Source organism: Mesorhizobium sp. M2D.F.Ca.ET.226.01.1.1, assembly GCF_004022705.2.
In the GTDB taxonomy this organism is placed as follows: Bacteria; Pseudomonadota; Alphaproteobacteria; order Rhizobiales; family Rhizobiaceae; genus Mesorhizobium.
This window is the reverse complement of record NZ_RZOY02000001.1, coordinates 364,570-386,688: the sequence shown is the minus strand read 5'-3', so window position 1 is coordinate 386,688 and position 22,119 is coordinate 364,570. Positions and strand designations below refer to the sequence as shown.

Here is a 22,119-nt window from a genome sequence, read left to right as displayed (position 1 = left end):
ACGCCTTAACGAATGCTCGAAATTTTTCAACCCTACGATGTATCCGCCCAAGGCGCTCACAGTGCCTCCGATTAGGCGCCACCCTGTCAGAATCGTTGCCCAGCGCGGCCTTGGCCGTGCCCTGCTGGCCTGGAGTTCGGATGTGCTGAATGAACTGTTTGAGAAGAATCGGGCGTGGTCCGAGGAACGCCGCCGCGAAGACCCGCCTATTTTGAGCGGCTTTCGAATCTGCAGCGACCGCAATACCTCTGGATAGGCTGCTCAGACAGCAGGGTGCCCGCCAACACCATCACCGGCTTAGAACCGGGCGAAGTCTTCGTCCACCGGAACGTGGCCAACCTCGTGCATCCCAGCGACCTGAATCTGCCGTCGGTGCTCGAGTACGCGATTGATGTTCTCGAGGTTTCCCATGTCATCGTCTGCGGCCACTATGGCTGCGGCGGCATTCGAGCTGCGCTGGACGGAGAACGGCATGGCATTATCGACCACTGGCTGCAGCCCATCCGCGATGTGGCCGAGCAGAACCAGGAAGAGCTCGACCGCCTGCCAGACCTGGCAACCCGTCTCAACCGTGTGTGTGAGATGAGCACACGCAACCAGGTTGCCCGTCTCGAGCAGACACCGATCGTGCAGTGGGCATGGAAGCGCGGCAAGCGCGTGCGCATTCACGGCTGGGTCTACCGACGGACTGCTCTCCGATCTCAAATGCAGCGTGCCGTCTCAACCGGCGGGGACAGACGTCCCGACGCTCAAGAGGCCGGAGTGAGCTCCGCGCCAGTAAAATGGAAATCCACAGAAACGCCGACGGAATTCGGAGCCAGTTCCGAAGGATTCGGCCGGCGCCTAAAGGGAGCTGACTTCCCGGACGTCAGGGTGCCTTCAGCAAACGCTGCAGGGTCGAGAAATCCTTAAGGTCCCGGTACGGCGTGAGGTCGAGATCCTTGGGCACCTTCTTGAGCCTCTCTTCCGATATCGGCTTCTCGTTTTGGTTGAGCGCCTGGTAGGCAGCCCCAGCTCAGACCAGCCGCTTGTACCGCGTCACGTTCGGCCCGGAGGGCGATCTGATGCGCGTGAAGATAGTGTAAGCGAAGCTCGTCCAGAAGTGCCTTCTCTACGATCTCATGGGTGACGAGGAAAGGCGTGATCCTGACCTGGTGGAACGCCGTTCCATGGTGAGAGGCATGTGCCGGTCGATATAGATGGTTGCCCCGTCTCTGCTATAGCCAGCAATGTAGGGGATGTCGAAGTCGTGGACGACCTTTACTCGGCGGTACAGTGCGCGCAGCGCGTCCATCAGAACGGCATCGTCCACGTCATCAGAGACGTGGCGGAGTTCACCGTCGAGCTTTGCTCTTTCTATCCCCAAAGGTGGCTCCATCGGTCGGGCCTGTAGGGGTCCGGTCTGGCTGTCGAAACAAACGGTAAGTCTACTAAAATGTTCCTAGATGAGGCATCGGTGCAGGCGTACTGCGAAGCGGCCTCGAAGGTGTGTGGTGCCGGTGAGGTTGCTCGCCGAGATCGACGGGGGCCGTGCTAGGCGCCGTCACTGCCCTTCACAGCTCGCGCGGCTTTCTTGCACGTCGGAATAAGTTGCTGCCCATATCAAATGAGGTGGGCACAGGCCGCTTCTCAGGCGCAGACTCTCGCCCGCGTCGGCGATCAGCCAATGCAGGCCGGCACCGAGACTCGACACAGCGCTCCCGCCGGAGGGGAGCTATGGACGACGAAGAGCGACGACACCTTGAAACCTTCCGCCCGCTTCAAACGGAGTTTGATCGGAAGCTCCTCGCCGCAGCCAGGCAATGTATCGAGCAGTCACGGCGGACGCTGATCGAGACAGCACCACTGATCGGAGTGCACCGCCTGCGCGCCCAGATGGGGATTTCAACTAAGCCCGCGACCAAGCGACGGCCCGGCAGCAAAAGGTCTGGCGCAAGCTAAGGCTATGGTTCATCTGAAGATGTGGCAGCATCTCCTTCTAAGATAACTCGACGCCCCGCTGGCTGCCACGCTCTACGGAATAGGCCCGAGTGAACTCGGCCCCGAGAAGAAAGATCAACGACGAATAGTAAATCCAGAGCAGCACAACGATCAGCGCGCTGGCCGCACCGAACGACGACGCCACGGCGCTGCTTCCGATGTAAAGGCCGATCAAACTCTTGCCGATTGTGAACAGGGCCGAGGTGACGAACGCCCCAAACCAGACGTCGCGCCACTGCAAGTCCCTGTCCGGGAGAACCTTGTAGATCGCCGCGAATAAAACGGCGATCAGCAGGAACGATATCAGAATATTCACCCCTTCAACGATCGCTGATCCGAACGGCAGCAGCTGATTAATGGTGGCGCTGAGCGCGCTGATCGCCGCGCTCGCCGCGAGCGACACAATGAGAAGGAAGCCAAGCGCGACGACCAGTCCCAAGCTGGCCGTCCTGGCCCGTATCAGGCGCGTGATCGAACTTCCTTCAGGTTTCGCCCTCCAAATGGTGTTCAATGCCGATTGCATTTCGCCAAAGACGCCTGACGCCGTAAGAAGCAGAGTGATGAGGCCAACCACGGTCGCGATGATTCCCGACTTCTGATTTGAGGCGCTCTGCAGCGCAGTTTGCAGCACCTCGGCACTTTGAGTGCCCATCACCCCGGAGAGCTGACCAGCTATTGCATCTCGTGCCGCGTCATGCCCAAACACCAGGCCCGCCACGGCTACCACCAGGAGCAAAACAGGCCCAAGCGACGTCACTGCAAAAAAAGCCATGGCTGCGCCGTGACTGAGGGCGCTATCCGCGATGAACCCCGCCACGCTCGCCTTTACCATTCGCCACACCTCAAGCATGGCACACCCCGCTGTCAGCCCGCCGAAACTCTCCCTTCTCCCATACCAGGAGCATGCTTGTTCTCCAGCTCAGGTCTTGCGCTTTGAATGACCTCCACCAGACTGCTGTGCCGAGTCGGGAGCCGATCCCTCGGATTGCGTAGACTTCGCAAGCTGTTCGCGTACCGCGTTCTCCGTGCTTTCGGCGGTGGACTTTACGATTTCGCCCACTCGGTCTGCCAGAGTGCCATCCTTAGACGCCTGTCGCCCGGCCGCATCGCCGGCTGCATGGTAAGCTTCCGCTGCCACCTGCTTCGCCGCTTCGACGCCCTTGTCGAGGGTGGCTTCGGCTCCCCTCCGCAGCTTTTCTCGGTATTCGCCCAACTGCTCGTCCTCGACTTGCGTATGGGGGAGCAAAGCCCCAATCGCGGCTCCCACGGCGAGGCCAACGGCCGCGAGAGCCAACGGCTGATCCTGCAGAAGCCCCTGCGCAGAGCGAGTAGCTCTTGCCGCCATATCGGCTGTGGCGGTCGCCGAGCTGGTGAGCGTCTCCGATGCGCTGTTTGCCATTCCCGCGACAGTTCCGGCGGCCCCGCTCGCCATCTCGGACAAACTGTCCGCGGCGCCGCTCGCCATTTCGGACATGCTGTCCGCTGCTCCACTTACCATTCCCGAGACAGATCTTGCTGCATCACTGGCAGTATCAGCGGCATAGCCAGTGGCGTCCGAAACAGCGGCACCCATGCCGGGACCCGATATGCCGAGATCTGACTCCGCCCGGCGGGAGGGATAACCTGGTGTTGTTGCGGGAGCGCCGCTGCCCAGCATCAGCCAGGCCAGACCGGCGCCGATCACCGTCAGCGGCAGGGGATTGTCCCGAACTTGGGCCTTCAGGTTGTGGAGCAGGTCGGAGCCCACACCTTCGCTGAAAATGCCCGTGAACTCATCAAAGAGCTGGCCAGGCGTCATTTTGCCTCGAATTGTTTCTGCGGTCGCCACGACCTTTGCGCGCGTGGCCTCAGCCTCGCGTTCGAGTTCGGCTGCGGATTTGTCGCTCATCTCGCCTGTTCCTTGATTGCGTTAGCGTCACGCCTCAGTTGCTCCTGCGTTCGGTCCGGCGCCAACGCGGAGGGCGACATGCTCGCCATCCCGTTCCGCAAGAGGATCACCCCCAGCACCGCAACGATCACTCCAACAACCAGAGAGGACCATCCTGCGCCCAGGCCGAGGCGGGTCAGGGCAATGACGAGCGCTTGCAGAAGGACTATCAGTGCCGCGAGGAGACACACCGCGCCACCCAGAACCTCAACGGCGCCCGCCCCAGCCTTACTCACGCTCTCCGACAGCTCTGCGCGGAGGAGCCTCGCCTCCGTTTGCACGAGTGTGCTCACCTGCTGCGCCAGATCGGCCACCAACGTGCCGAGGCTTTGGTTGTCTTGAGTGGTCATCTCTTTAGCTCCGCGGCTTTCCCAGGAGTGCCGCCATCAACACCCCAGTTGGACGACGCGTCATCCGCCTGCTCGCGCGCCTTCTTGGCGGTTTGCCTGCTTGTGGTCCGATCAGGCTTTTTCGTCCCGGCCGCGCTATGCCCTGCGCGGTGTGTTTCCGAAGGAGAAGCCTTAATGAATCTTCCGAGCGCTAGTCCTGCCAGCACTGAGCCCGCGATAAGAATGCCGGGATTTTGGCGGCCGAAGTTCTGGATATCCTCAAGCACCTCGCCGAAGGGCTTGTCTTTCAATGAGGAGGATAGACTTTCCAATCCGCCTGCCGCATCCCGCATAAAACCCGCCGCCGGGCTCTGGTCGCTGTTGGCCAAATGGTCGCTTGCGGCGCGCAGAGCACTCCCAAATGCCGCCAAGCTGGATCCAATGTCGCGCTGCGTTTGCTGGGCTTTCTCGGATACAGCCTCCTGTACTTCCGCCGTGTAATCGGCTGCCTTACGGCCGATCTCGTCGCGGGCAGTCTGGAGCGCCTCTCCAGCGCTTTGGCTTTCTTTTTTAACACGGTCGGTAATGTCGTTTTTAGCCTTGGTGAACTCGGCCGGTCCACGGCCTTGATCATTTCCGCTCCGCATGACGTCCTCCTAATGAAAGCCGAGGAAGGAGAGCACCGCGAGCACGACGACGATGAGACCTATGAGATAGATGACACTGTTCATGGCAGTGGTTCCTTGCTTCCGGTTGAACGGTTCGTGGAACCCTATGTTCCTTTCGATAAGAGATTTGGTATGGGAATCTCTTGCAGCACTGGAAGCGAGGAGAGATGGGCTCGGCGCTCGCTGTTCTGGCCAGGCCTTACACCAGCAATTGCTATTCATGGGGGCGGGGCTGCGACAGAGGGGCAGGATCAAAAGTCGCCAGCGGGCCTAGCCAGTTCGGCGCTCGGGGAGCTGGACGGTTCGGCGAAAGCCGCCGGCGCGGTTTCACCCGAGTTCACATAGGACTACGCAACTGCCTTCTGACGTTTTTCCGAAGCCCCTTGCTTGCTCTCCTTGGCTCGCGCGCACAACGCGCGAAACTCTTCAACCTCGGCCTCGGTAAGGTGCTCGATGCCGATGAAGGCGTTCTTCGCGGCGCCGGAGCGGATCAGCTCGTCGAGCTTGGCCTGGATGGCCGCGCCGTCGCGGTTCTGGGTGTTCTGGATCAGAAAGACCATCAGGAAGGTGACGATCGTTGTACCGGTGTTGATGATCAGCTGCCAGGTTTCCGAATAGTGGAAGACCGGGCCGGTTACGGCCCAGATCAAAACGGACGCCAGGCATAGGGCAAAGGCCCACGGACGGCCGGAAGCGCGTGCGACGACCGTCGCAACGCGATTGAAGGTTTTTTCCATTGGGAGTCCTGGTGAAATGCGGAGGCGCTTCAACAATGTTGCACTCGGATTTTCGTTCCGAGCCCGCCCGGGCGCGCGCCCGAGAGCAGCAGGTACGCGTGTGCCGGAACATGTTGCCCATGCGGGAGTTAGCCATTGCCTGTCACGGGCGAGTCAACACGCTGAACCTGGAGAACGCCGATGGCTACGAGCAAGAAAGCCGCTGCCGCCGAGAAGGGCCTTGAAGACCTGTTCCTCGACGGCCTGAAGGACATCTATTACGCCGAAAAGAAGATCCTGAAGACCTTGCCCAAGATGGCGAAGGGCGCCGATGACGAGAAGGTCACCGCCGCTTTTGAAAAGCACCGCGCCGAAACCGAAGGCCAGGTCGAGCGCCTCGAGGAAATCTTCGACCTCCTCGGCAAGCCGGCCCGCGGCAAGACCTGCCCGGCGATCGACGGCATCCTCGAGGAAGGGTCCGAAATTCTCGAAGAATACAAAGGAGCCCCGTCCCTCGACGCCGGTCTCGTCGGTGCAGCCCAAGCCGTTGAGCACTACGAGATCGCGCGCTACGGCACCTTGATTGCCTGGGCAAAGTCGCTGGGCAAGGACGACGTCGTGCAGTTGCTGAACGCGACGCTGGAAGAGGAAAAAGCCACCGACGTGGCGCTGACCACCCTTGGTGAGCAGGGTGTCAACGATCGGGCGGTCGCTGAGGCCGCCTGACCTCAGTTCGGGGAGGACTCGCTCGGAGCCCTCCCCGAATACGAGCACTGCCCGAAGCAGCCCTAAAGCGCAGGGAACCATGCGCCGCGTCCGGAGTTGTGTGGCAGCTCAACGCGGTGGACAGGACACATATGGGAAGGAAGGGCCCGGCCGGGTTGGCAGACGACCTCGAGTCCTCAGCCGTCAATTACGAAGATTTTTTTGAAAATGCCGCGGTCGGCCTGCACGTCGTCGACGGCGACGGCCGTATCGTCCACGCGAATTCCGCGGAATTGAAGCTGTTGGGCTATGAGCCCGACGACTATATCGGGAAGGAGATCGCCGGCTTCTACGAAGAGGAAGCTGTCATCCGCGACATCATGGATCGTCTCAAGCGCGGCGAGAAGGTTTACCGTTATCCGGCGCGTCTGAAGGCCCGGGACGGTTCGGTCAAACACGTGGAAGTCAGTTCGAGCGGGTACTTCAAGGATGGCCAGCTTGTCCACACGCGCTGCTTCACCGTTGACGTGACGCCGCTCAAAACCGCTGAACGGGTTATCGGTCAACAGGAGGCCCGCTTCAACCAGATCCTGGATGCCCTGCCCGTCGCGATCTACACGACCGACGCCGAGGGGAAGATTACCTACTACAACCGGGCGGCGGCCGAATTGGCTGGCCGCGAGCCGAAGATCGGCGAGGACGAGTGGTGTGTGACCTTCCGGCTCTTCACGCCCGACGGCAAGCCGTTGCCGCACGACGAATGCCCGATGGCGATTGCCCTCAAGGAAAACCGGCCGGTGCGCGGCGTTGAAGCGATCGCCCAGCGGCCGGACGGATCGTTCTTCCCGTTCATGCCGTTTCCAACGCCGTTGCGCAACGACCGCGGCGAACTGACCGGCGCCGTCAACATGTTATTCGATCTCACCGATCGGAAACTGGGGGAAGATGCGGCCCAGCACCTCTCGGCAATTGTCGAGTCCTCGTTCGACGCCATCGTCAGCAAGAACCTCGACGGCTTCATCAAGACCTGGAACCAGGGGGCCGAGCGGCTCTTCGGTTACACGGCGGACGAGGCTGTCGGCAAACACATCACGATGCTGTTCCCCCCAGAGTATCAGGACGAGGAAGCGATGATCATCGAGCGTATCCGCCAGGGTGGCCGGGTGGAGAGCTTCGAGACCATCCGCCGCCGCAAGGACGGCACCGACATTCCGGTCTCCCTCACGATCTCACCGGTGCGCGACGGCGCCGGCCGGATCGTCGGCGCCTCCAAGATCGCCCGCGACATCACCTCGGCAAAGGAAAGCGAGGAGCGAATCCGCATGCTGATGCGCGAAGTGAACCACCGCGTGAAGAACCAGTACGCGGTGATCCTGTCGATGATCCGCGAGACCAACAAACGTTCGGACAGCCCTGACGTGTTCGAGAAGCAGGTCCGCGAGCGCATCATGGCGCTGTCGAGATCCCATGACCTGCTGGTGTCGGCCGATTGGAAGGGCGCGACCGTGGCGGACCTCCTGCTGGCTCAAGCCAAACCGTTCGGGCGCGAGGAGGCCATCGCCCTGCACGGCCCTGCCCTGGTCCTCACGCCCAACGCGGTCCAATATCTCGGGATTGCATTCCATGAACTGTGCACCAATTCCGCCAAGTACGGGGTGCTGTCCGGCCGCAAGGGCTCGATTACCCTAAACTGGAACGTCACGAACGGTGCCGATGGCCGCATCTTCCAACTGGCCTGGACCGAAAAGGACGGCCCGAAGGTCAAGGCCATCGTCCACGACGGATTCGGCACCGTCGTGCTCAACCGGGTTGCACCGGAGGCTCTCAATGGCACCGGCGGGGTGAGCTACGACGCGGACCAGGTGGTCTGGTCGCTTCAAGCCCCACTAGCATATGTGGATGCGTTCCAGCGGGGTGCAGCGTAAGCGGGGCGAGCCTGACACCATCGAAGTCATGGCGGGTCGTCCGATGCATCCTTGGTCCGGCCGACCTGTCGTGCGAGCTCGGCAAAGGCTGGTACGCCGGTCTCGTCCTGGGACAGGTTGGCAAGCTGCAGCAACCGCAGCGGAAAGCAGATCGCCTCCCGGTGGGCCGGCGACATGTCTTCGTAGACGCGCTCGTCAGCCGTGACGGACGCTTCGGCCTTGCGCAGGGCATCATCGATGGCGTCAATCGACAGCACGCCGTGGTGCACCAGCGCATTGTTGATGGCCGCGACCGCCATCATCAGCCCTTCGAGCTGCAGGTTGGCGACGTTCATCTCTTGTCCTTGACGTAGGCGCCGGGTTGTCGGCCGCCCTTGGGTGCCTTGGCGTCCTCGGAATGCTCGGCGATCGCCGGTCCGGCCCCCGACACTTTCTCGGTTGCCGGCGATGGGGTTGCCGGTTTGGGTTGCGGATCGGGAATGTTCTGCGACGTGTTTGAGACGGTGGAATCGGGCATGTTCGTGCTCCGGCGTTGAACGCAGATCAACTTTGGAGGCGGTTCTAAGTTCCGAAGCCGGCGAGGCATGGTGAGCCATCGCTCCGATCGACGCCCTTGCAACTTGCCTCGATCGCCCGAGCAGTCGTGCGCTGAAGGGCTCGAATCGGATAGATTGCCGCGAGTTCCGGGAGGCAAGCCCGATGGGGAAGAAAAGCAAGTCGCACGACCGCGGCGTGTCCCACGAGAGACTGGCGGAAGCTGACTACTATGCTCGCAAGTGCGGGCTGCCCCGTGATGAAGCCCTGTCGATCATCGAGTGCGCGTACCGCCTACCCACCGCGGGCAAAGCGAGAAAGATCAAGCCTGGCAAGGGCAAACGCTAGAAGACATTCGCGAAAAGTAGCCGCTCTTTGCCTGCGCTCCACCCTTGTTCCCCAAGGTCACGGCGTTATGTTGCGTTGACGCTCCCGAACGGGAAGATGATCCCCGAACGTGCAAGGTCATCGATGGACCTCGATCCCCTGCTCCTGTCCCGGCTCCAGTTCGTATGGGTCATCGGCTGGCACATCCTGCTGCCGGCGTTCACCGTCGGGCTCGCGTCCTACATCGCGCTCCTGGAAGGCCTGCATTTCTTCATCGGTCGCGAGATATACTTCCGCATCTCAGGCTTCTGGATCAAGATCTTTTCCGTGGCCTTCGGCATGGGGGTCGTATCGGGCATTGTCATGCCCTTCCAGTTCGGCACCAACTGGAGCCGCTATTCCGACGCGACCGCGAACGTCCTGTCGCCCCTGTTTGCCTACGAGGGGCTGACCGCCTTCTTCCTTGAGGCCGCGTTCCTGGGGGTGCTGCTGTTTGGCCGCAACCTCGTTCCGCGCTGGGCGCATTTCGTAGCCGCCCTGATGGTGGCGTTCGGCACGCTGCTGTCGTCGTTCTGGATCCTGTCCGCCAACAGCTGGATGCAGACCCCCGCCGGTTATGCGCTGGTCGACGGCCGCTTCTACCCGAACGACTGGTTCGCAATCGTTTTCAACCCGTCGTTCCCCTACCGCCTCGGGCACACGGTGGTCGGGTTCTACGTCACCACCGCCTTCGTCGTGGTGGGCGTCGCGGCGTGGCTGATCCGGCGCGGCCGTTCGGTGGCCGAGGGCTCACGCAGGCTCTCAATGACCTTGTGGTTGCTGACGGTGCTGGTTCCGCTCCAAATCCTGCTCGGCGACGAGCACGGGTTGAACACGCTCGAGCACCAGCCGACGAAGCTGGCTGCGATCGAGGCGCATTGGGACACCGGACGGCGCGTGCCCCTGGTGCTGTTCGCCCTCCCCGACGAGCAGAACGAGGCGAACCGCTACGCGGTCCAGGTGCCGTGGCTCGGCAGCCTCATCCTGACCCACGACCTGAATGGCGAGATCCGCGGTCTGAAGGAATGGCAGCGGGACCAGAGGCCCCCGGTGGCCATCCCGTTCTTTGCGTTCCGCGTCATGGTCGGCATCGGGCTCCTCATGCTCGGCATGGTCGTGGCGAGCTGGTGGCTGCGCTGGAAAGGCAGGCTCTACGACAGCGTCTGGTATCTGCGCTCCTGCCAGTTGGTAGCGCCGCTGGGCTTCGTGGCGGTGCTGGCAGGCTGGACCACGACGGAGGTGGGGCGCCAGCCCTGGACGGTCTATGGCCTACTCAGGACCGCCGATTCTGTGTGATTGCCTATCTCGTGATCTTCCCGGCCGGGCTGCTGATCATGGCGCGCTTTAAGGGCGCAGCAGAGGTCGTCGATGATACAGAAGAAATCGAAGCGGACGCCCGAGCGGCCCCGTGCGCGCCGTGCCCGGCCCCTCCCCGCAAAGCGGAAAGGCCGGTTGATCATGCCGTCCCTAGTGCTCGACTTCGTGCCGCTCTGGACGCTGATCCTCGGTATCGGCGTCTGCTTTTACGTGATCCTCGACGGGTTCGATCTGGGCGTGGGTATCCTCTTCGGCCTCCAGCCGGACACCGCCTCACGGAACCTGGTCATGAACTCCATCGCGCCGATCTGGGACAGCAACGAGACCTGGTTGGTGCTGGGCGGGCACGCGCTTCTCGCCGCCTTTCCACTTGCCTTCGCAATCATCATCCCTGCGGTGTATTTCCCAATCCTCGTGATGCTGCTCGCCCTGATCTTCCGCGGCGTGTCGTTCGAGTTCCGCTACCGTGACAGCGCCCGCAAGACGTTCTGGGACCATGGCTTCAGCTGGGGCTCGACCGTCGCCACCTTCGCGCAGGGCGTCGTGCTGGGCGCCTTCATCCAGGGCTTTCAGGTGGACGGCCGCCACTTTGCCGGAACGTCGTGGGACTTCATCACGCCCTTCGCTCTTGTGACCGGCCTCGCACTGGTTTTCGGCTACGGGCTGCTCGGCGCCGGGTGGCTGGTGCTCAAAACGGAGGGCGATCTGCAGGCGCGGGCGCGCCGACATGGCCGCTGGTGCTTTCTCGGCGTCTTCGCAGCGATCGGGATCGTCAGCGTCTGGACCCCGCTCATGAACGCCGGCATCGCCACACGCTGGTTCTCCTGGCCCAACATGCTGTTGCTTGCGCCTGTTCCGGTCCTGACGGCCTTGCTCGGCTGGTTGGAATGGCGCTCGCTCAACAACAGCTCCGACGCCACCCCTTTCATTGCCGCGATCGGCCTGTTCCTCATCTCCTATCTCGGCATCGGCATCAGCCTGTGGCCGATGATCGTCCCGCATGTCTATACTTTGTGGGATGCCGCGTCGGCACCGAGCACGCAGGCATTCCTCGCCGTGGGAACCCTGTTCCTCCTGCCGGTCATTCTGATGTATTCGGCTTGGTCCTATTGGGTGTTCCGCGGCAAGGTGAAAAGCGACATTGGCTATCACTAGCGGGAGGCAACCAACAGGCGCTGTGATTCCGCGGCGAAATGGTTTGATGTTCATGGTCCGTTTCGGCAATGCATCAATATAAGACAGGACTAAATTTCTTATTCCCAATTCGTTCCGGTCGTTCGATCGCGCCGCGCGCTTTGCACAAGCTATCGCTAAACAGCGGGAATCGTTTGTTTCGTCATGGCAGTCGAAACACAGTTTGATCGGCCAGAGCGGCCCGAGCGGTTTCCTCACGCCGCTACCTTCGTTAGCTTGTCGGATGCCCTTCAGACCGGTCATCCTCAACCACTACCTTGTTGCTATTGAACGCGACGGTGAAGTGGACGGTGAAGTGATGGCTCGCGAGACCGTCGCAGTTCCCCGCGAGGCGACGGCCCGGCTCGAGGCTGGACACCGACACCGCGCGCTCCTGTCGTCGGACGATTCAGCCGAGATGCAGGTGGTGCAGCTCCCCGTCACATCCCAAGTTTCGGGCTTCCGCCACCTTGAAGCCCGCGGAGCGTAGGCGCAGACCGTCTCGGCGACGGAGCTGACCAGACCGCGTCGTGAGCCAAGGAATATTAAGTTTTCAGTGCCAGTGTCCCCTTGGCGAGGAACAGGTGGTTCCTCGCGATCGAGCAAAGGACGGCGCATGGCTTCCGCGTTCATCACTGGGCTGTTGCGGCTCCGTTTTAGCCTGCTGGTTCTCCTGAGCTTGTCGGCCGGCAGCCTCCCGACTTGGGCATTGGAGTCTGTCACATACCCCGAGCCGCCGGATACGGTGGCCTTTGAGGTCCAGAAGGACGGCAAAGCCGTCCCGGTGACATTGCGCCAGCTCGAGAAGCTCGGGCTCTACCAGGTGACCACGCCGAGCCCGTTCGAGGAAGGGCAGCTGACGTTTGAAGGCGTTCTGTTCCGTGACGTGCTCAAGCTTGTGGGGCTGGACAACCAGAGTTCCGTGACGCTGCGCGCCGTGGACGACTATGTGCAGGTGATCCCCCAGGAAGACTGGACGGAAGGCCCGCTGCTGCTGGCGACACGCCAGGACGGCAAGCTGCTCACACGGCGCACGCAGGGCCCCACGCGCCTGGTCTATCCCCTCATCGACTATCCGGCCTATGACACCCCGATCCGCAAGCCCCGGTGGATCTGGCTGATCAAGGCGATGGAGACAGGCAAGTAACAGGCGGCACATCCATGATCTGGTCCCGCGTAAAAGAGTGGCGCATCCCGCTGACCTACGGCACGGCCATAGGCATGGCGTCGATCGGCTCAGCGATTCTGATCTCATCGTTGTTCCTCAGCCTCGGCCGGATCGAGAACGCGCTTCCCCAATTCGGCTTTTTTGCCATCCGCGAATTTCACATCGCAATCCGCGACGTGACGCACCTGCGTGACATGATTTCGGTGGCCGAGGGGGCACCGAACGCGCAAGCCAGCCTCGACCAGCTCTCCGCGGCCAATGACCTTGTCTTTATCCGTTTCAAGCGCCTCGACGGCAAGGGTACCATCAGCGAGATCCCGGCCTACGCGGGTATCGTGCCGCGCGTGAACGATGCGGTGCAGCGCCTTGATGCGGTCATCGAGGCGGGCCTGCCCATGGACGAGCAGACCCTAAAGGCATCGGGCCTCGAACTCGACCAGATCGTCAACCGCATGAACGACGAGTACTACAAGTACGGCGAAGAGGTGAACGTCGACCTCTATTCCGCCGAACAGAGCCTTAAGCGGTTCAACTACCAGATCGCCTTCGCCCTGACTATCCTGTCCCTCCTGGCGATCGGAACCGCCTTCTTGCTCATTGGGCGCCGGGAGGCCTTCAAGAAGCTGGAATTCCTCGCCTGGCGCGACGCCACGACCGAGCTCAAGAACCGCGCCTGGATGTCGGCGAACCGTGACGACATGCTGGAGCGGGCCAGGCAGGCCGGCAAGCAGCTGCAGTTGCTCTTGGTCGATCTCGACCACTTCAAACGCGTGAACGACACTTTCGGCCACCATGTCGGCGACCTCCTGCTCAAGACCGTCGCTGAGACCCTTCAATCGGTCGAATGTCCGGGCGAAGTCGTCGCGGTGCGGCTGGGCGGCGATGAGTTTGCAATCATGGCCATTGTCGACCGCAACGACCAACACAGCCTCGGCGATCACCTGCGCGAGCAGCTGAACAGGTTCGCGGATCTCGATGGCCACCAGGTGCGCATCGGCGCCAGCATCGGCATGGCAAGATTTCCGGAGCACGGCGCGGACATCTCGGTCCTCCTGCGCAACGCCGACACTGCCCTCTACGCCGCCAAGGCGGAGGGTCGGTCGGGTTTCGTGACGTTCTCGCCGACGCTCCTCAGCCAGGTCGACCTGCGCCTCAGCGAAGAGGCCGCCATCAAGCGGGGACTCAACTGCGACGAGTTCTTCCTTGTCTGGCAGCCCCAGTTCGAACTGGCGACCGGGCACATGACGGGCGCCGAGGCCCTGGTTCGCTGGCGCGACCCCGTGTCGGGCTCGATCCGAGCGCCGGGCTCGTTCATTCCAACCGCCGAGAAGAGTGACCTCATCGTCGAACTCGACAAGACGGTGCTTGCGAAGGCCTGCGAGCAGGTCGCCAAATGGCTACCGGTGTCCGGCGACGACTTCGTCTGCTCGGTCAATGTGTCGGGCAAAAGCCTGCAGGATGGCTCCTACGTTCCGCATCTCATCGACACCTTGCAGCAGACCGGATTGCCGCCGGCGCGGCTGCGGCTGGAGATTACTGAAGGCATCTTCATTCATGATAGCCGCGAGGCCTTGGACACGCTGGCCCAAGTCCGAGCGATGGGCGTCAGTCTGGCGCTCGACGATTTCGGGGCTGGCTATGCGAGCTTCGGCTACCTCACCGACTTCAATCTGAACCAGCTGAAGATCGACCGTTCCTTTTTGAGCGACCTACCCACCTCCGCTAAAAAGCAGGGCGTGGTTCGCGGCATGATCGCCCTGGCCAATTCCCTAGGTCTGACCGTCGTCGCCGAGGGCGTGGAGAACGAGGCGCAACTTGACTTCCTGATCGCAGAGCATTGCCACAGCGCCCAAGGGTTCTACATGTCCGAGCCCATCGAGGAACGGTCATTGACCAGCCATCTGGTGGCGAGACAGGGCAGCGTGCCGCGTACGAAGAAGCCGACCTTCGAGTGGCGCAAAGATGCCAGGCCGATCTCTGAACGGTTGGATCTGCAACGCTCCCGCCCACGGCGCTAACGGGAAGTAAGCAAGGGAATAACGTCCATGGCCATTTATCGACAAGCGGCTGACGCAGGCGTCTTCCAGCCTGCCGAGATAGCGCGCGGATGTAGCTCCCTGCGCTGAAATGGCCGACAAACTCCACCGCGTCACCGAGGTAGCGGAAGCACCCATCGGTACGGCTAAGCTTGAGTCTCTGGATTGGCGTGGGCTGGGGGCTTCGTCCTGGGCCGTTGCTGGCGAGTAACAAGCCATGACCGACACCGATATCGATGCGCTCTTCGGCGCGGACCCGAAGGAGATTCCGCTTCCAGCGGCGACTCCTGATCCCTGGGGGAACCCTATCAAATAAAGCGTAAAAGCAGCAAGTTCAACGCTACGTTAAAAAAACACCGGCGGCCGGGAGCAGAGGAACCCGTCCCGGAGGCCGCGAGAATCCCTCGGGGTATCCAGAGACTGGCCAAGGCCGTGTCGGACAGACCAGTCACACGCTACAGGACCGACTTTGTAAAGGAGCTGCGTCTGCGCGGCATCAGCATGATCGAGGTGGCCATGCCGACCCAGTTGAAGTGCAAGTGCTTTGTTTTTCAAGCCGCTAGCGATGCTAAGCACCGGCTGCGATCGATGAGGACCGATCCAGGGACGTTGACCGCGCAGCGGTCGCAGTCCACCTTCCTATCGAACCGATTCAGCTTCTCGACCAGTGCTGACTGACGCGCGGGAGATCATGCAGAACCAGGCAGCGACAGGCAGCAAGGCTAGGCCTTCGACCAAGGCCCACAATGCAAGCGTGGACTTGATCGCTGTCGTTGTGGCGATGACCGAGCATGGTCCAAGCGTGCTTGCCGTCGGGGCTGGCGATGCCTTGCCATCGGGTCCCTTCGAGCATGGCCATCGCTCGCTGCAGTCCGGGCTGCGAGGATGGGTGGAACATCAGACCGGCCACCAACTCGGTTACATTGAGCAACTCTACACGTTTGCCGACCGTGACCGGATCGGTGAAGAGGGCCAACAGCGGGTGATCTCGATCAGCTATCTTGCCCTGACGCGTGCTGAGCATTCCGTTGGCTTGCGCAGACGCCTTTGGCGAAGCTGGTACGATTTCTTCCCCTGGGAAGACCATCGCACGGGTGTGCCGACAATAATTTCGGACGTGGTGGAGCCTCGCCTTCTGGCCTGGGCCAGCGAACCTGGCTCCGAATCGTTGCGGCGCGAGCGCCGGCAAAGGGCCTCATTCGCCTTCGGACTGGACGGTAGTAGCTGGAATGAGGAACTTGCGCTGCAGCGTTATGAACTCCTCTACGAGGCAGGTCTGATCGAGGAGGCGACGCGCGGGTCGGAGCGAAGGGCACCGCCGCCACCGGTACCCGGCGCCAAGATGATAGCCGACCATCGTCGCATCCTGGCAACGGCGATCGCGCGGCTGCGCTCCAAGATCAAATACCGGCCGGTGGTGTTCGAATTGATGCCGCCGGTCTTCACCCTCCTCCAGTTGCAGCGCACCGTGGAAGCGCTCTCCGGAAGGCTGGTCCACAAGCCGAACTTCCGGCGCCTCATCGAGCAGCAGGAACTGGTCGAGGAGACAGGCGAGACGACCGCCGACACTGTCGGCCGGCCGGCGAAGCTCTTTCGCTTCCGCCACGCCGTTCTCGACGAACGGGTGGCCGCAGGGACGAAATAGCCACAATCGCGTCCTTGACATCCCTTATTCTCAAAGTAAGTATATATCCACATTATACTCACTTAGAGAATAATTGGAGCGCCGATGTCTATTTCGCTTTCGACCGCCGCATCCCTCTACGATCGCGTCCGGCGGGTGATCCCGCCGATCGAATGGCCGGCCTTCACCGACGACATCGACGCCATCCTGGCGCTTAAGCGTGAACGCAACGCCGTCGTCCTGTCGCACAACTACCAGACGCCCGAAATCTTCCATTGCGTGGCCGATATCGTCGGCGACAGCCTTGCGCTCGCCCGCAAGGCGATGTCGGTCGATGCGGACATTATCGTGCTCGCCGGCGTGCATTTCATGGCCGAGACGGCGAAGCTCCTCAATCCCGGCAAGACCGTGCTCATCCCCGATCTCGGCGCCGGCTGTTCGCTGGCCGACTCGATCACCGCTTCTGATGTGCGCATGATGCGGCAGCGCTATCCCGGCGTGCCTATCGTGACCTATGTCAACACCTCTGCCGCGGTGAAGGCCGAGTCCGACATCTGCTGCACCTCGGGCAATGCGCTTCAAGTGGTGGAATCGCTCGGCGCACCGCGGGTGATCATGCTGCCCGACGAATATCTGGCAAGGAACATCGCGGCGCAGACGAAGGTCGAGATCATCGCCTGGAAGGGGCATTGCGAAGTGCATGAGCGCTTCAGCCCCGCCGATATACGCGAACTGCGCAAGGCGCATCCCGGCGTCACGGTGCTCGCCCATCCCGAGTGCCCGCCGGAGGTTGTCGCCGAGGCGGATTTTGCCGGCTCGACGGCGGCGATGTCCGATTATGTCGGACGCCACAAGCCGGCGCGCGTCGTGCTAATGACCGAGTGCTCGATGAGCGACAACGTCGCCATCGAGCATCCTGAAGTCGACTTCGTGCGCCCATGCAATCTCTGCCCGCACATGAAGCGCATCACGCTCGCCAACATCCGCGCGGCCCTCGAGGAGAACCGCCACATCGTCACCATCGACCCGGGCGCCGCTGAACGCGCACGACAGGCAGTGGAGCGGATGCTCGCCATATGACCATGCACAACCTCCACGGCCGGCCGGTCATCGTCGGCGGCGGCATCGCGGGCCTGATGGCGGCGCTTCATCTCGCTCCGGAACCGGTCGTCCTCGTCTCCAAAACCGCGCTGGGAGACGAAGCTTCCAGCGTCCTCGCCCAGGGTGGAATCGCAGCGAGCCTCGGCAGCGATGACAGCCCGGACCTGCATCTTGCCGACACGCTCGCGGCCGGCGACGGGCTTTGCGATGAGGTGGCCGCAAGACGTGTCGTCGAGGCGGCGCCGCAAGCGATCGAGCATCTCGCGCGGTTGGGCGTTGCTTTCGACCAAGCGCTCGACGGCACGCTTCTGCTCGGGCTCGAAGCCGCGCATTCGCGCCGGCGGATCGTCCATGCCGGCGGCGACGCCACCGGCCGCGAGTTGGTCCGCGCGCTCGCTGCTGCCGTGCAAAAGGTAGCGTCGATCGCGATCCTTGAAGGCGTCGAGGTGCGGCGCCTGCTCGTCGAGGACGGCGCAATCGTCGGCGTGCTTGCCGTTGGAAACGGCGAAGCTATGACGCTGTCGACTGGCCGCGTGGTGCTCGCGACCGGCGGTATCGGCGGCCTGTTCGATCATACGACGAACCCGCTAGGCTCGTTCGGCCAGGGCTTGGCGCTTGCCGCGCGCGCCGGCGCGGAGCTTGCCGATCTCGAATTCGTGCAGTTCCACCCGACCGCGCTCGATGGCTCGCGGCGCCCGATGCCGCTGGTCAGCGAAGCGGTGCGCGGCGAGGGCGCGGTTCTCGTCGACGAGCGCAGCCGGCGCTTCCTCGCCGATACGCCCGCCGGCGAGCTCGCGCCCCGCGATATCGTGGCGCGGAGCGTGTGGCGCCAGTTCGAGGCCGGGCATCGTGTGTTCCTCGACGCGCGGCGGTGTCTCGGGCCGAGGTTCGCCCGGCGCTTCCCCGCGATCGCATCGCTCTGCCGCGAGGCCGGCATCGACCCCGCAGTGGACCCGATCCCCGTCCGTCCCGCGGCTCACTACCATATGGGCGGGGTGGCCGTGGACGCGAAAGGCCGCAGCTCGCTTCGCGGGCTGTGGGCCTGTGGCGAGGTCGCCCGGACCGGGCTGCACGGCGCCAACCGTCTCGCAAGCAACTCGCTCGTTGAAGCAGTGGTGTGCGCTGCCTCGGTCGCAGCAAGCGTCGCCGCCTCGCCTACCGCGAACAGACGGCCGAAGCCGGCTATCGTGCCGCCGCGACCGGACGCCTCGCGCATCCGACCGATCGTTTCGCACGCGCTCGGCATTGAGCGCAACGGTCAGTTGCTGCGCGAAGCTGCAAAGGCCTTGGCGCCGATTGTCGCCGGCCGCGGTGCCGGGTCGGATCCCGCGCTGGTCGCGCTGATGATCACGATCGCCGCCCTGCGCCGCGAGGAGAGCCGGGGCTCGCACTTCCGGATCGATTTTCCCTGGCGCGATGCTCGGTCACGGTCGCTGCGGTTGACCATGGACGAGACGCTCGAAGCAGCGGCGATCCTTTCCGACACAATACCCGAGACCGCAACGCTGCTCGACAGGAGGGCTTGACCATGGCGCTGACGCCTTTGCCGCACGTGATGGTCGAGCCGCTGGTGCGAGCCGCCCTGCTCGAGGATCTTGGCCGCGCCGGCGACCTCACCACCGAAGCGATCGTTCCTCCGGACGCCACCGCCACGATGGTGCTTGCCGCAAGACAGCCAGGCGTGATTGCCGGCCTCGCTATCGCCGCCCTCGCCTTCGAGCTGATCGATCCCCGAACCGAAGTCACTATAATCCACGCGGACGGCAGCGGCGTCTCCGCGGGAGATATCATAGCGTCGGTGCGCGGACCTGCCCGCGCGCTGCTCACGGCCGAGCGGACTGCGCTCAACCTGCTCTGCCATCTGAGCGGCATCTCGACACAAACCGCGGCGATCGTCGATGCTGTGCGCGGCCACAAGGCCAAGATTGTGTGCACGCGAAAGACCACACCCGGTCTGCGTGCCCTGGAGAACTACGCCGTGCGCGCCGGTGGCGGCGGCAATCACCGCTTCGGCCTCGACGATGCCTTGCTCATCAAGGACAATCACATCGCGATTGCCGGCGATGTCCGCACGGCCATCGAGCGCGCGCGGCCGGCTGCAGGCCACATGGTCAAGATCGAGGTCGAGGTCGACACGCTTGCACAGCTCGATATCGCGCTGGCGGTGGGCGTCGACGCCGTGCTGCTGGACAACATGTCCATCGAGCAGCTGACCGAGGCCGTGGCGATGGTTGACGGCCGCGCGATCACCGAGGCGTCCGGCCGGGTGACCGTGCAGACGGCACCCGCGATCGCCGCGACCGGCGTCGATCTGATCTCGGTCGGCTGGATCACGCACAGCGCGCCGATCCTGGATATCGGGCTGGATTGCCGGTAGCGAGAGGTAGTCAGTCGGGCAGCTCGACATTGATCAGTGGCCATTTCGTACCGGGCCCGCGGCTTCACCCTGTCGGCAAAGTCAGAGCCGCGGTCGTGCGCAAGGCACGGTATTCGTCGCGATTGCCCGCCATATCGTCGCCTTAGCGGCGGTATTGCTGGGGATAAGCCGTGCACAGCTGGAATCTGTGGTGCCGGCACAGCGACGTATTGCGAACATCGCGGCAGTCGATCGGCCAGCATCCGCTGATTTGCTGCGGCCGACGTCCGGGCCGATACTCACGTTATGGATTTTCCGCATTTGCTTGAGTAGATTTGTAAGACAACTGGGAGAATCACGCGGATTTTGCGAATGGGTGCTCCAAATGATGAGCGCATCAAGCTCTCGAAGCGCGTCTATGACGGGTTGCGTCGCCAGATCGACGAAGGTGAGTGGCGCGAAGGCACACGCATGCCTACCGAGACCGAACTGGCGGCCAGCTTTGGTGTTTCACGCCCCGTCGTGCGCGAGGCCCTGGTGCAGCTTCGCAGCGAGGGGATAATCGACTCCCGTCGCGGTTCAGGCAGCGTGGTCATTGCCGCCAACGGGGCACCAAGGCGAAGTTACAGCCCTATCGAGAATGTCGCAGACCTCATCAGCGCGTTCGAGTTCCGATTGACGATTGAGTGCGATGCTGCGGCATTCACCGCGTTGCGAGGCAAACCGCAGGATCTGGCTGAAATTATCTCCGCGCATGAGAAGTTCAAAAGCGATCTGAGCGAGAGTGATTTCGGTGATCTTGACCTGGCATTCCACATCGCGATTGCCAAGGGCACTGGAAACAAGCTCTTCGAAGCGACGCTGTCGATGCTCAATCCCCAGATACTTTTGGGTATGCGCCTGGTGGGCGAATTCTCGCTGATCGGCAGCACCACAAGAGCTCAGACCGTTTATCGCGAACACGCCTTGATCGTCGATGCAATCAAGTCCGGTGACGCGCAAGCGGCTTTTGACGCGATGCGGAACCATCTGCTTCAGTCGCGCCATCGTATCCTGGGATTTGATGTCCCACCGAATTGGCAAAGGCTGGGGCCGGTCAACACCAGCTCGTCAGCTTCGTGACGGTCATATCTAGGTACAAGCCAGAATGGCGTCGGCGTAAGAAAAAATGGCTGGCAGTCCGCCTGTATGGATGAACACCACGCGGTCCTTCACCGTCAGAAGGCCAGACCTTATATCGCCAAGCAAGCCGGAGAGCCCTTTTCCTGAGTACACCGGGTCGACAAGGATACCCTCGGTTCGGGCCAGCAGGGCAGACGCCTCTTGGGCATCCGCCGAGGGGAGGCCGTAGCCGGCACCCACCCAATCGGTGGAGTTGCTGATTTCTTCCAGTGGGACCGACAAATCGAACCCGAGGATACGCGCCGCCGCTTCGCACTGACCGGCAATCGCGGAAGGAAACTCATAGGCCTCGTTGCGGCTGTCCATCGGGTTGATGCCGCGGATTTGAGTGGTGTGCCCAAGCAGCATTGCCGCCGCCTGCAAGCCGGCCTGCGTGCTTCCCTGAGAGGTCGCATAGATGTGAGTGGGCTGCACTTCGTCCAGCGCTTCGAATTGAGAAGATATCTCCAGATACGCATTGACATAGGCGACCGCCGCCAAGCTCAGCGCGGATTGCGATCCCATACCGAGGATAGCCGGGTTTCGGCCTTCGCGTTTCAGCCTTGCCGCCATATCTTCCTTGGCCTGCTTCAGCGAAGCCGTTGCGTCCACGGGCACGATCTTGGCACCGAAAAGTCTGGCGACAAGCTGATTGCCTTGAACATGATCGTAGTGGGCGTCCTTGCGAGGCATCAGGATACAGTCTAGGCCAAGCCGCGCAGCAGCTGCGGCGAGTTGGCGCGATTGATTTGATTGAGACGCGGCGCCCTGGATCACCACGTCGACCCCGCGACTAACCGCGTCACCGAGGATGAATTCATGTTGCCGGACCTTGTTGCCGCCGAAGGCGACACCGGTGCAGTCATCCCTCTTGATCCAGATCCTCGGTCCTTCGAGCCGCTTTGTCAGCGTGGGGCAGTAGTCGATAGGCGTCGGAAGATGCGCCAGCCGCACACGCGGGAGCACTGCGAGCGCAGAGCTCAGTTCGGCCTTTGAAACAATCGTCATTCGGATTGGATCCTTCGGATGATGC

At 62.4% G+C, this 22,119-nt stretch carries 21 protein-coding genes and 1 pseudogene; 14 read left to right on the top strand and 8 right to left on the bottom strand.

The features are described 5' to 3' along the window. Window positions 1-142: 142 nt before the first annotated feature. Both EN869_RS01830 and EN869_RS01825 read left to right on the top strand, forming a co-directional pair. A pseudogene (locus EN869_RS01830) lies at window positions 143-766 on the top strand (carbonic anhydrase). Between the two features lie 950 nt (window positions 767-1,716). Next, a complete protein-coding gene (locus EN869_RS01825) occupies window positions 1,717-1,941 on the top strand; it encodes a hypothetical protein (RefSeq protein WP_127227911.1) in 225 nt (74 codons plus the stop codon). Window positions 1,942-1,978: 37 nt separating this feature from the next. Here the strand turns inward: EN869_RS01825 and EN869_RS01820 are convergent, their stop codons facing one another. The 5 genes from EN869_RS01820 to EN869_RS01795 form a co-directional block, all read right to left on the bottom strand. Beyond that, complete coding sequence (locus EN869_RS01820; protein ID WP_245489511.1) at window positions 1,979-2,812, bottom strand: YihY/virulence factor BrkB family protein; 834 nt, start codon at window positions 2,810-2,812, stop codon at window positions 1,979-1,981. An 87-nt stretch (window positions 2,813-2,899) separates the two neighbouring features. Further along, window positions 2,900-3,868, bottom strand: coding sequence for a hypothetical protein (locus EN869_RS01815; protein WP_127227913.1), 969 nt, complete (start codon window positions 3,866-3,868; stop codon window positions 2,900-2,902). After that, window positions 3,865-4,257 (bottom strand): phage holin family protein, encoded by a 393-nt coding sequence (locus EN869_RS01810; protein ID WP_127227914.1) that lies wholly within the window; start codon window positions 4,255-4,257, stop codon window positions 3,865-3,867. Before EN869_RS01810 ends, EN869_RS01815 begins: the two co-directional genes overlap by 4 nt. Continuing rightward, complete coding sequence (locus tag EN869_RS01805) at window positions 4,254-4,883, bottom strand: hypothetical protein (RefSeq protein WP_127227915.1); 630 nt, start codon at window positions 4,881-4,883, stop codon at window positions 4,254-4,256. Before EN869_RS01805 ends, EN869_RS01810 begins: the two co-directional genes overlap by 4 nt. Window positions 4,884-5,251: 368 nt before the next feature. Further along, window positions 5,252-5,641, bottom strand: a complete 390-nt coding sequence (locus EN869_RS01795; protein WP_127227917.1) for a low affinity iron permease family protein — start codon at window positions 5,639-5,641, stop codon at window positions 5,252-5,254. 180 nt (window positions 5,642-5,821) lie between these two features. Between EN869_RS01795 and EN869_RS01790 the strand changes: the two genes are divergently transcribed. Together EN869_RS01790 and EN869_RS01785 are read left to right on the top strand one after the other, a co-directional pair. Next, a complete protein-coding gene (locus EN869_RS01790) occupies window positions 5,822-6,346 on the top strand; it encodes a ferritin-like domain-containing protein (RefSeq protein WP_127227918.1) in 525 nt (174 codons plus the stop codon). A gap of 155 nt (window positions 6,347-6,501) precedes the next feature. After that, window positions 6,502-8,250, top strand: a complete 1,749-nt coding sequence (locus EN869_RS01785; RefSeq protein WP_245489510.1) for a PAS domain S-box protein — start codon at window positions 6,502-6,504, stop codon at window positions 8,248-8,250. 26 nt (window positions 8,251-8,276) lie between these two features. Here EN869_RS01785 and EN869_RS01780 read toward each other — a convergent pair whose 3' ends face one another. Next, on the bottom strand, window positions 8,277-8,585 hold the full coding sequence (locus tag EN869_RS01780) for a hypothetical protein (RefSeq protein WP_127227920.1): 309 nt from the start codon (window positions 8,583-8,585) through the stop codon (window positions 8,277-8,279). Beyond that, window positions 8,582-8,767 carry a hypothetical protein gene (locus EN869_RS01775; RefSeq protein WP_127227921.1) on the bottom strand — a complete coding sequence of 62 codons (186 nt, stop codon included), beginning with the start codon at window positions 8,765-8,767 and terminating at the stop codon, window positions 8,582-8,584. Before EN869_RS01775 ends, EN869_RS01780 begins: the two co-directional genes overlap by 4 nt. A gap of 182 nt (window positions 8,768-8,949) precedes the next feature. Here EN869_RS01775 and EN869_RS01770 point away from each other — a divergent pair, with 182 nt between their 5' ends. From EN869_RS01770 to EN869_RS01725, 10 genes are all read left to right on the top strand, one after another. Beyond that, window positions 8,950-9,132 (top strand): hypothetical protein, encoded by a 183-nt coding sequence (locus EN869_RS01770; RefSeq protein WP_127227922.1) that lies wholly within the window; start codon window positions 8,950-8,952, stop codon window positions 9,130-9,132. Window positions 9,133-9,255: 123 nt separating this feature from the next. Then, window positions 9,256-10,446, top strand: coding sequence for a cytochrome ubiquinol oxidase subunit I (locus tag EN869_RS01765; RefSeq protein WP_210213851.1), 1,191 nt, complete (start codon window positions 9,256-9,258; stop codon window positions 10,444-10,446). Window positions 10,447-10,608: 162 nt separating this feature from the next. Then, on the top strand, window positions 10,609-11,622 hold the full coding sequence (gene cydB / locus EN869_RS01760) for a cytochrome d ubiquinol oxidase subunit II (protein WP_150852415.1): 1,014 nt from the start codon (window positions 10,609-10,611) through the stop codon (window positions 11,620-11,622). Window positions 11,623-12,256: 634 nt separating this feature from the next. Next, window positions 12,257-12,787, top strand: a complete 531-nt coding sequence (locus tag EN869_RS01755) for a molybdopterin-dependent oxidoreductase (protein ID WP_127227923.1) — start codon at window positions 12,257-12,259, stop codon at window positions 12,785-12,787. Next, window positions 12,748-14,826 carry a bifunctional diguanylate cyclase/phosphodiesterase gene (locus tag EN869_RS01750; protein WP_127227924.1) on the top strand — a complete coding sequence of 693 codons (2,079 nt, stop codon included), beginning with the start codon at window positions 12,748-12,750 and terminating at the stop codon, window positions 14,824-14,826. Before EN869_RS01755 ends, EN869_RS01750 begins: the two co-directional genes overlap by 40 nt. Window positions 14,827-15,535: 709 nt before the next feature. Continuing rightward, window positions 15,536-16,489: a hypothetical protein gene (locus tag EN869_RS01745; protein WP_127227925.1), complete on the top strand. Its 954-nt coding sequence runs from the start codon at window positions 15,536-15,538 to the stop codon at window positions 16,487-16,489. An 84-nt stretch (window positions 16,490-16,573) separates the two neighbouring features. Continuing rightward, on the top strand, window positions 16,574-17,548 hold the full coding sequence (nadA, locus tag EN869_RS01740; RefSeq protein ID WP_127227926.1) for a quinolinate synthase NadA: 975 nt from the start codon (window positions 16,574-16,576) through the stop codon (window positions 17,546-17,548). Continuing rightward, window positions 17,545-19,095, top strand: a complete 1,551-nt coding sequence (locus tag EN869_RS01735) for an L-aspartate oxidase (RefSeq protein WP_127227927.1) — start codon at window positions 17,545-17,547, stop codon at window positions 19,093-19,095. Before nadA ends, EN869_RS01735 begins: the two co-directional genes overlap by 4 nt. 2 nt (window positions 19,096-19,097) lie before the next feature. Beyond that, window positions 19,098-19,946 carry a carboxylating nicotinate-nucleotide diphosphorylase gene (nadC, locus tag EN869_RS01730; protein WP_127227928.1) on the top strand — a complete coding sequence of 283 codons (849 nt, stop codon included), beginning with the start codon at window positions 19,098-19,100 and terminating at the stop codon, window positions 19,944-19,946. A gap of 351 nt (window positions 19,947-20,297) precedes the next feature. Next, a complete protein-coding gene (locus EN869_RS01725) occupies window positions 20,298-21,047 on the top strand; it encodes a FadR/GntR family transcriptional regulator (protein ID WP_127227929.1) in 750 nt (249 codons plus the stop codon). 9 nt (window positions 21,048-21,056) lie between these two features. On the opposite strand, the gene EN869_RS01720 is transcribed toward EN869_RS01725, so the two are convergent. Next, window positions 21,057-22,094, bottom strand: coding sequence for a pyridoxal-phosphate dependent enzyme (locus EN869_RS01720; RefSeq protein WP_127227930.1), 1,038 nt, complete (start codon window positions 22,092-22,094; stop codon window positions 21,057-21,059). Window positions 22,095-22,119: the final 25 nt, after the last annotated feature.

Coding starts and splice junctions, on each gene's coding strand:
- EN869_RS01825 (WP_127227911.1), top strand. CDS start 1,717: ATGGACGACGAAGAGCGACGACACCTTGAAACCTTCCGCCCGCTTCAA.
- EN869_RS01820 (WP_245489511.1), bottom strand. CDS start 2,812: ATGGTAAAGGCGAGCGTGGCGGGGTTCATCGCGGATAGCGCCCTCAGT.
- EN869_RS01815 (WP_127227913.1), bottom strand. CDS start 3,868: ATGAGCGACAAATCCGCAGCCGAACTCGAACGCGAGGCTGAGGCCACG.
- EN869_RS01810 (WP_127227914.1), bottom strand. CDS start 4,257: ATGACCACTCAAGACAACCAAAGCCTCGGCACGTTGGTGGCCGATCTG.
- EN869_RS01805 (WP_127227915.1), bottom strand. CDS start 4,883: ATGCGGAGCGGAAATGATCAAGGCCGTGGACCGGCCGAGTTCACCAAG.
- EN869_RS01795 (WP_127227917.1), bottom strand. CDS start 5,641: ATGGAAAAAACCTTCAATCGCGTTGCGACGGTCGTCGCACGCGCTTCC.
- EN869_RS01790 (WP_127227918.1), top strand. CDS start 5,822: ATGGCTACGAGCAAGAAAGCCGCTGCCGCCGAGAAGGGCCTTGAAGAC.
- EN869_RS01780 (WP_127227920.1), bottom strand. CDS start 8,585: ATGAACGTCGCCAACCTGCAGCTCGAAGGGCTGATGATGGCGGTCGCG.
- EN869_RS01775 (WP_127227921.1), bottom strand. CDS start 8,767: ATGCCCGATTCCACCGTCTCAAACACGTCGCAGAACATTCCCGATCCG.
- EN869_RS01770 (WP_127227922.1), top strand. CDS start 8,950: ATGGGGAAGAAAAGCAAGTCGCACGACCGCGGCGTGTCCCACGAGAGA.
- EN869_RS01765 (WP_210213851.1), top strand. CDS start 9,256: ATGGACCTCGATCCCCTGCTCCTGTCCCGGCTCCAGTTCGTATGGGTC.
- cydB (WP_150852415.1), top strand. CDS start 10,609: ATGCCGTCCCTAGTGCTCGACTTCGTGCCGCTCTGGACGCTGATCCTC.
- EN869_RS01755 (WP_127227923.1), top strand. CDS start 12,257: ATGGCTTCCGCGTTCATCACTGGGCTGTTGCGGCTCCGTTTTAGCCTG.
- EN869_RS01745 (WP_127227925.1), top strand. CDS start 15,536: ATGCAGAACCAGGCAGCGACAGGCAGCAAGGCTAGGCCTTCGACCAAG.
- nadA (WP_127227926.1), top strand. CDS start 16,574: ATGTCTATTTCGCTTTCGACCGCCGCATCCCTCTACGATCGCGTCCGG.
- EN869_RS01735 (WP_127227927.1), top strand. CDS start 17,545: ATGACCATGCACAACCTCCACGGCCGGCCGGTCATCGTCGGCGGCGGC.
- nadC (WP_127227928.1), top strand. CDS start 19,098: ATGGCGCTGACGCCTTTGCCGCACGTGATGGTCGAGCCGCTGGTGCGA.
- EN869_RS01725 (WP_127227929.1), top strand. CDS start 20,298: ATGGGTGCTCCAAATGATGAGCGCATCAAGCTCTCGAAGCGCGTCTAT.
- EN869_RS01720 (WP_127227930.1), bottom strand. CDS start 22,094: ATGACGATTGTTTCAAAGGCCGAACTGAGCTCTGCGCTCGCAGTGCTC.